This is a genomic window from Zoogloea sp., from assembly GCF_030157465.1.
GTDB lineage: Bacteria > Pseudomonadota > Gammaproteobacteria > Burkholderiales > Rhodocyclaceae > Zoogloea.
The window spans coordinates 1-8,120 of record NZ_JAOAUU010000163.1; the positions used below are offsets into that span (position 1 = coordinate 1).

The window sequence follows — 8,120 nt, forward strand, 5'->3', positions numbered from 1 at the left end:
TTGACGCTTCCTTGCTGCGGCAAAAAAGTGTCAACCTATTTCAGGACGGGTCACACGCAAAATAAAAGGCTCTGTCATCGTTGTCTGTGGAAGTGAATCAACCCGACGATGCAAGGGCGATATGGGGTTATGCAGGGGCGACTTCAGTCGCCCATCCGCGCGTTGAATCTCAGGCAAGCCGTTGATCAGCCTCCGTGGGCGACTGAAGTCGCCCCTACAAGTCGCCATCGCACAGGCACAACAACGCAAAGATTCCACAGCTAACAGTGACATAGCCAAATAAAAGCCCCCGACAGGCGGGGGCTTTGAGGGGCGGGCGTGGGTCCGACGGGCCGCAAGGCCCTTTTTTTACATCGCGACCAGTGACTGCCGGCCCCACCAGCTGGCGCCGGGGGCCAGTTCGACCGGCTCGCGCACGGCGGCGGCTTCGACGCAGAGCATGCGGCGAAAGCCGTCGGCCGGCATGTCGGCAAGCGTTGCGCATTTGTCGACCCACGGGTTCCACACCACCACGTCGGGAAGGTTCTCGGCGTGGATGCCCAGTGTTCGGTGGCCTTCGTGCACCAGCAGGGCGGGGGGCATGCCGTGGTAGATGCGGTCGACTTCATCGTCGATGATGACTTCGTCGTTCATTTCCAGCTTCGAGGTGTCGCCGTCGGCGCTGTCCCGGTATTCCAGGCCGCGCAGGCCCGCGATACGCGCGGCTTCAACTTCCTTCACCTTGAGGTAGGTGTGCAGCGCGGCGGTGAAGCTGAAGGGCGCATCGCCGGTGTTTTCCACTTCCAGTTCGATGTCCAGACGGCCGGCGCCGATGGCGATGCTCATTTCGGCGGCGAAGGCGTGGGGCCACTCGGCACGGGTTTCGGCGTTGTCGAGGAGGCGCAGGGTGACGAGGGTGAAATCCTTGCCCGGGCGCGTGTCGGTGACCGACCACAGCTGCGTGCGGGCGAAGCCGTGCTTGGGCAGCGGGCCGAGGCTGGCGAACTGGGGGAAGCAGACGGGCACGCCGCCGCGGATGGGGGTTTTTCCGTCGAACACGGCTTCGGGGCTGAGGTAGAGGCGATCTTCGCCGCCGGCCGGGGTCCAGGACAGCACCTGGGCGCCGAACAGGCTGACGAGGGCAACGGCGCCATCGGGCGTTTGCAGCTTGAGCACGGGCTGGCCGTGCAGCTCGGCCATTTCGATCTGGTCGGTCATGTTTGGGGCGTTGCTGAGGTTACAGAGGGCGCGATGATAACGCGGCGACCTCGCCATGGCGGAAGCAGTCGGTGGTGTGATCGTTCACCAGCCCGGCCGCCTGCAGGAAGGCGTAGCAGATGGTGCTGCCGACGAAACGGAAACCGCGTTTCTTGAGCGCCTTGCTGAGTGCGTCGGAGAGCGGGGTGCTGGCCTGGATTTCACGGATGCTGCCGAGCGTGTTCTGGATGGGCAGGCCATCCACGAAATTCCACAGCCAGGCGTCGAAACTGCCGAACTCGGCCTGGATGGCCAGAAAGGCGCGGGCGTTGCCGATCGTCGAGGCGATCTTCAGCCGGTTGCGCACGATGCCGGGATTGGCCAGCAGCGCGGCGGTCTCGGCGTCGCCGAATTGCGCCACGAGCGCCGGATCGAAGCCGGCGAAGGCCGCGCGGTAGTTTTCGCGTTTTTTGAGGACGGTGATCCACGACAGCCCGGCCTGGGCGCCTTCGAGCGTGAGCAGTTCGAAGAGCGCCCGGTCGTCGTGCAGCGGCACGCCCCATTCGGTGTCGTGGTAGGCCTGGTACAGGGGCGATTCCCCGCACCAGGCGCAGCGTACAAGGGGCGTGCCGGTGTCTTTCATCTCAGCCCTGCAGGGTGAGGATGCCGTGCTTGACGGTGTTGTCCTCCGGGTCGTTGGACAGGATGAAGCCGAGGCTGCTGACGAACTTCAGCATGCGGTCGTTGTTCGACAGGAAGAGGCCGGTCATGGCGTTGAGGCCACGATTGCGGGCGGTTTCGATGAGCACGCCCATCAGGCGGCGGGCGAGACCGCGGTGCTGCCAGTCCTCGGCGACGACGATGGCGAACTCACAGGTTTCACCGTCCGGATTCACGGCGTAGCGGGCCACGCCGATTTCCACTTCCTTGCCATCCTCTTCCTTGGTGGCCACGAAGGCCATTTCCCGGTCGTAGTCGATCTGGGTGAGGCGGGCCACCATGGCCGGCGGCAGTTCGCGCATGGTGTTCATGAAGCGCAGGTATTTGGTTTCGGGCGACAGCTTGCGCACGAAGTCGATTTCCAGCTCGGCGTCTTCGGGCTTGATCGGGCGCACGGTGATTTCACCTTCGGGCATCGAGAGCTTGGTGATCAGGTGCGACGGGTACGGGTGGATCGCCATGTGATCGTAGCGGTCCGCCGTCGGGGCGATGTTGTCCACGATGATGCTGGCGTCCAGCGCCACCGCGCCGTTTTCGTCCACGATCAGCGGGTTGATGTCGATCGAGCGGATCCACGGCAGCTCGCACACCATTTCGGAGATGCGCAGCAGCACGAACTCGAGCGAGTCCATGTTGATCGGCGGCATGTTGCGGTATTCGCCGAGGAGGGTCGAGACGCGGGTGGACTTGATCAGATCCTGAACGAGGTAGTTGTTCAGCGGCGGTAGGGCGACGGCGCGGTCGGCCTGGATCTCGACGTGGCCACCGCCTTCGCCAAAGGTGATCACCGGCCCGAAGATCGGGTCGCGCACGGCGCCGACCATCAGCTCGCGGCCGTAGGGCTTGATGACCATCGGCTCGATGGCGACACCGTTGATGACCGCGTCCGGGCGCTTCCGTTTGACGTCTTCCAGGATCTCCTGGTAGGCAGAGCGCACTGCGGCGAGCCCGTTGAGATTGAGGCGCACGCCGCCGGTGTCGGCCTTGTGGGTGATCGACGGCGAGTCGATCTTCATGGCCACCGGCAGGCCGAGTTCTTCGGCCAGCACCATCGCTTCGGTGGCCGAGCGGGCCACAACGGTTTGCGCGATGGGAATCCGGAAGGCCGCGAGCAGGGCCTTGGATTCCATTTCGTTGAGGTTCTTGCGGCGCTCGGAAAGGGCGGTTTCGATGACCAGGCGGGCACTTTCCACCGAGGGCGGATTGAGGTGCGAGGACAGCGACGAGGGCGTCTGAACGAGCAGCTTCTGATTGCGGTAATAGGCCGAAATGTGGCCGAACAGCTCGACCGCCGGCTCGGGGGTGCGGAAGGTCGGGATGCCGGCGGCCTCGAACAGCTGGCGGCCTTCGCGGACGTGCTCTTCACCCATCCAGCAGGTGAAGATCGGCTTGTCGGCGCTGCGCTCGGCCTCGATGACCTGCTGGGCCACGTCGGTGGGCGAAGTCATGGCCTGCGGGCACAGCATGGTGAGCACGCCTTCGACGTTCTCGTCGGCCAGCACGATATCCAGGGTCTTGCGGTAACGCTCGGGGTCGGCGTCTCCGACGATGTCGATCGGGTTGCCGTGGGACCAGGTGGGCGGCAGGACTTCGTTCAGCTTGGCGATGGTGGTGTCGGCGAGCTGGGCCAGCGGAATGCGCAGGTCGGCGGCACGGTCGGCCGCCATGACACCCGGGCCGCCGCCGTTGGTGATGATGGCCAGGTGGTTGCCCCGCGGACGGAAATGGGAGAACAGCGCGTTGGCGGCGGCGAACAGCTGGCCCAGGTTGTACAGGCGGATCACGCCGGCGCGACGCAGTGCGGCGTCGAACACGGCATCTTCGCCAACCTGCGCGCCCGAATGCAAGTGGGCCGCGCGGGAGCCGACCGGGTGACGACCGACCTTGATCAGCAGCACCGGCTTGACGCGGGCCGCGGCGCGCAGCGCGCTGACGAAGCGGCGCGCGTCCTTGATGCCTTCGACGTACAGGAAAATGCTTTCGGTGCGGGAGTCCGACACCATGTATTCGAGGGCTTCACCGAAGTCCACGTCCACCGAGGTGCCCAGGGAAATGACCGAGGAGAAGCCGACGTTGTTGGGGCGTGCCCAGTCGAGGATGGCCGAACAGAGGGCGCCGGACTGGGAGATCAGGCCGATGGAGCCCTTGATGGCGCCGCCGCGGGCGAAGCTGGCGTTGAGCCCGAGCTCCGGGCGCAGCACGCCGAGACAGTTGGGGCCGAGCAGGCGGATGCGGTGGCGGCGGGCGTTCTCGACGGTGTTCTTTTCGAGCATCTTGCCGCGCGGGCCGGCATCGGCGAAGCCGGACGGGATCACCACGGCGGCCTTGGTGCCGGCGCGGCCGCAGGCATCGACAATGGCCGGGACGCGGTCGGCCTTGGTGGTGATGACCACCAGGTCGAGGCGCTGGGGGATGTCCTCGACGCTCTTGTAACAGGGCACGCCGAACACCTGGTCGTACTTGGGATTGACGGCGAACAACTTACCTTTGAACCCCGCCTCCAGCATGTTGCGGACGAGCACGTTGCCCAGGGAATTTTCCCGTTCGGTGGCGCCGATGATGGCGACCGAGCGGGGTTCGAAGAGGGGGGTGAGGTAGTGTTGTTCGTTCATGGTGAATGCTCGGTAGGTGCTGTGTGGGCGGCCCGTCTGAGCAACGGGGTAGCTTGCCGTGGTGACGGAATGCTTATCGGCCGGAATTTCCGCAATTTTAACCCGCAAGAATGCCGCCCGGGACGGGCGGATGTGCCGATATATTGCGATGCACAACACCGGGTGTGACTTATATCAAGTCTTGAGTATTCAGGGCGTTGCGCGAGTGCGACGTTTTGGCGGCGGTGCAACAGCCGGAGCGTTTGTTTAATGGCTCAGGGTGAAGAAGAAGCTGGCGCCTTCGTCGGGTACGGACTGTGCCCATACCCGTCCTTCATGGCGCTGGATGACCCGCTGGACGGTGGCCAGGCCGATGCCGGTGCCGGCAAATTCGCTGATGCCGTGCAGGCGGTGGAAGGGCAGGAAGAGCTTTGAGGCGAAGCTCATGTCGAAGCCCGCGCCGTTGTCGCTGACGCAGTAGACGATCTGCCGGTCGCGCATTTCGGCGTGGAAGCGGATTTGCGCCACTTCACGGCGGCTGGTGAATTTCCAGGCGTTGCGCAGCAGGTTTTCGAGGGCGACGCGGATCAGCGCCCGGTCGGCGGCGGCGATCAGCCTGGGTTCGACGTGGATCTCGATGAGCCGGTCGGGGTCTTCCTGGCGCAGTTCGGAGAGAATCTGTTCGACGATCTGGCTGAGGTTCACCTGCTCGCGTTTCATGGCCTGGCGGGTCAGGCGGGCGAGGTCGATGAGATCGTCGATGAGGCGGGCCATCTTCTGGGTGGCCACGCGGATGCGCTGGAGGTATTCGCGGCCGGTTTCGTCGAGGCGCGGGGCGTAGTCTTCGGCAACGATCTGGGCGAAGCCGTCGATGGCCCGGAGTGGCGCGCGCAAATCGTGGGAAACCGAGTAGGAGAAGGCTTCCAGCTCCCGGTTGGAGGCCTCGAGTTCGGCGGTGCGCACCCGCACGCGGGCTTCCAGCTCGCGGTTCAGGTCGTGCTGGGATTGCTCGGCCTTCTTGCGCGTGGTGATGTCGTCGAGGGTGCCCGAACTGCCGACGACGTGATCGTAGGTGTCGCGCAGCGGGCGGATCGTCGCTTCGACCCAGCGCGGCCCGGCGGAGTGGGTGCGCAGGCGGAATTCAAACTGGGAGATTTCGTCGAAGCCTTCGCGGATGCCGCGCAGATGCTGGTCGACGCGGCCACGGTCTTCGTCGGCGACGAAATCGAGCAGGTTCTGGCCGATCGTCAGGCGCCCGTCGAAGCCGGTGGTGTGGCGCCAGGCGCGGTTGAGGAAGGTGACGCGTCCGTCGGCGTCGGTCTGGAAGAGAATTTCGTTGACCGATTCGACCACGTCCCGGTACATGGCCCGGCTTTCGCGCAGCACCTGTTCGGCCGACAGCCAGCGGGCCACGTCGCGCAGTGCATAAAGTACCGCCGGACGGCCGTCGAAGTGCATGCGCACGCCGGTGGCTTCGGCGTTGATCGGTTCGCCGTCGAGACGCAGGTAGCGCAGCGGAAGCGGGGCGAGGGCGGTCTGCTGCGGGTTGGCGCCGAACTGTTCGAGCCGCGCCGCTTCCATGGCCCGGTCGTCCGGGTGGACCAGCGACAGCAGCTCGACGCCTTCCAGCGGGTGTTGTTCGTCGGCCGCGAAGAGCCGGCGGCTGGCGGCGTTGGACAGGTGGATGCGGCCGTCGATGCACACCAGCGTGGCTTCGGGCGACAGGTCGAAAAGCTGGCGGTAACGCTCTTCACCGGTGCGGCGGTCGTCAAGGGTGTCGCGGATGGCCGAGATGTCTTCGATCACGATGGCGAAGGACGGCGCCACATCGTCGTTGCCGGGAATCAGGCGGACGGACTCGCGGCACCACAGCGTGCTGTCGCCGGCGCCGTGGTAACGCACTTCGCGGCTGAAGCGGTCGATCTCGCCGGCCAGGCAGCGCGCCCGCAGGGTTTTGCCGGCGGCGGCATCCTCGGGCGTCATGACCGCGTCGATGGGCGTGCCGACCAGGGCGCCGGGTGTCTGGCCGAGAAAGCCGGACAGGGATTCATTCAGTTGCAGCCAGCGTTCGTCCGTCGAAATGCGCCCGGCGTTGATCGGCAGGTTTTCAAAGAGCGCCCTGAACAGCGCTTCATCCCGCTGCAGCCGGTCGCGGGCCATGACTTTATCGGTGATGTTGCGGGTCGTGCCGCAGTAGCCGGCAAAAACCCCGCGTTGGTCGAATACCGGAATCCCCGATTCGCTCAGCCACACCGCCCGGCCGTTGCGGTCCTGGCGGCAGAACACCAGATTGGAAAACGGTTCGATCTGCTTGAGCTGGGTGATGTGTTCGGCCCACGGCGCCTCGTCGGGCGATTCGCCCGGCAGCTCCCAGCGCCGGGCGCCGATGGCGTCTTCAGCGGCGAGGTCGGCGAGGTGGCCCGAGCTGGCCGTGATGGCGGTGTAGTGCAGGTTGGCGTCTTGCTCCCAGTAGCCGTCGGTGCTGTAGGCGATCAGCGCGTGGATGCGCTCCTCGTTGCGCTCGAGGTCGGCGCTGAGGCGGGCCCGGTCGGTCACCTCGCGTCCGATGCCGCGATAGCCCTGGAAGCGGCCCGACGCATCGAACACGGGGCGGCCGCGAATTTCCAGATAGCGCACTTCGCCGGTGGCGCTGCGGCGGGTCAGGGTGACGGCGATCGGCCCGTGGCGGCTGAGGGTGTCCCGGTGGGCAATCGCAAAATCAGTGGGCAGCTCCGGGATGATGACTTCTTCCCAGGTCCGGCCCGGGGCATCCGCCGGCGCAATGCTGGGCGCAGTCGGGGCGTCGGGGATCGCCACGAAACGCATCGTGGCGTCGGTTTCCCACGGCCAGTCGGCAGAAAGCTCCACAAAATCCCGCCATGGGGCCGGGGGCGCGGAGTGGCTTTCGCCGGGCGTCGGCCGAGGCGCGAGGGGAGCGGGGGGGCGGCGCCTGAGCAGGAGCCCGAGCAGCAGTCCGGCCAGCCCGCCACCCACCGTCAGCAGATAAGGTGACGCCTCGCTGGCGATGCCCAGGTTTTCCAGGGCACTCGCCGGCCCTGCGAGGGCAGCAGGCGCGAGAACGCCGCCGGCGGTCAGCAATAGAGGAAGGGCTGCCATGCGAAGCAGCGAGGCGGCGGAACGGGAAACCATCGGGCCGTATTATCGACGCCTGAAAGGCTTTTGTTGCACGCCCAAAGGTGACGGACCATGCGGCTTCACACAAACAGAGCAAAATTCTGCCGCTCCTGCCCGGTTTTTGTTGGGGTCAAAAAAATTTTGCGAAAACGTTTGACGAGCGGAAACGACATGCGTAATATTCGCGGCTCTCGGGGTGTAGCGCAGTCCGGTAGCGCGCTTGCTTTGGGAGCAAGATGTCGGGAGTTCGAATCTCTCCACCCCGACCAAGGCTTCATCCCGTGCCCGCGGCAATCTGCCCGTAGCTCAACTGGATAGAGCACCGGCCTTCTAAGCCGGGGGTTACAGGTTCGATTCCTGTCGGGCAGGCTCTGACAAAAGTTTTACGGTTGGCGACGCAAGTCGATAACCCGCAGTGGCGGCATTAGCTCAGTTGGTAGAGCACTGGATTGTGATTCCAGTGGTCACCGGTTCGAACCCGGTATGTCGCCCCAACAA

The 8,120-nt window shown here is 65.3% G+C and carries 4 protein-coding genes and 3 tRNA genes; 3 read left to right on the forward strand and 4 right to left on the reverse strand.

What is annotated here, in order from left to right; translation table 11 throughout:
• Positions 1 to 348: 348 nt before the first annotated feature.
• The 4 genes from Q1W26_RS19695 to Q1W26_RS19710 form a co-directional block, all read right to left on the reverse strand.
• Entirely contained in the window at positions 349 to 1,197 is an 849-nt protein-coding gene (locus tag Q1W26_RS19695; RefSeq protein WP_300443663.1) for a D-hexose-6-phosphate mutarotase, read from the reverse strand.
• A gap of 19 nt (positions 1,198 to 1,216) precedes the next feature.
• Entirely contained in the window at positions 1,217 to 1,819 is a 603-nt protein-coding gene (locus Q1W26_RS19700; protein ID WP_300443667.1) for a DNA-3-methyladenine glycosylase I, read from the reverse strand.
• Position 1,820: 1 nt separating this feature from the next.
• Positions 1,821 to 4,508 (reverse strand): bifunctional acetate--CoA ligase family protein/GNAT family N-acetyltransferase, encoded by a 2,688-nt coding sequence (locus Q1W26_RS19705; protein ID WP_300443674.1) that lies wholly within the window; start codon positions 4,506 to 4,508, stop codon positions 1,821 to 1,823.
• A gap of 246 nt (positions 4,509 to 4,754) precedes the next feature.
• Positions 4,755 to 7,604: a PAS domain S-box protein gene (locus Q1W26_RS19710; RefSeq protein WP_300443682.1), complete on the reverse strand. Its 2,850-nt coding sequence runs from the start codon at positions 7,602 to 7,604 to the stop codon at positions 4,755 to 4,757.
• 210 nt (positions 7,605 to 7,814) lie between these two features.
• Between Q1W26_RS19710 and Q1W26_RS19715 the strand changes: the two genes are divergently transcribed.
• From Q1W26_RS19715 to Q1W26_RS19725, 3 genes are all read left to right on the forward strand, one after another.
• Positions 7,815 to 7,891 (forward strand) — tRNA-Pro (locus Q1W26_RS19715).
• A 26-nt stretch (positions 7,892 to 7,917) separates the two neighbouring features.
• A tRNA-Arg gene (locus tag Q1W26_RS19720) sits at positions 7,918 to 7,991 on the forward strand.
• A gap of 49 nt (positions 7,992 to 8,040) precedes the next feature.
• Positions 8,041 to 8,116: transfer RNA gene (locus Q1W26_RS19725), tRNA-His, on the forward strand.
• Positions 8,117 to 8,120 lie beyond the last annotated feature (4 nt).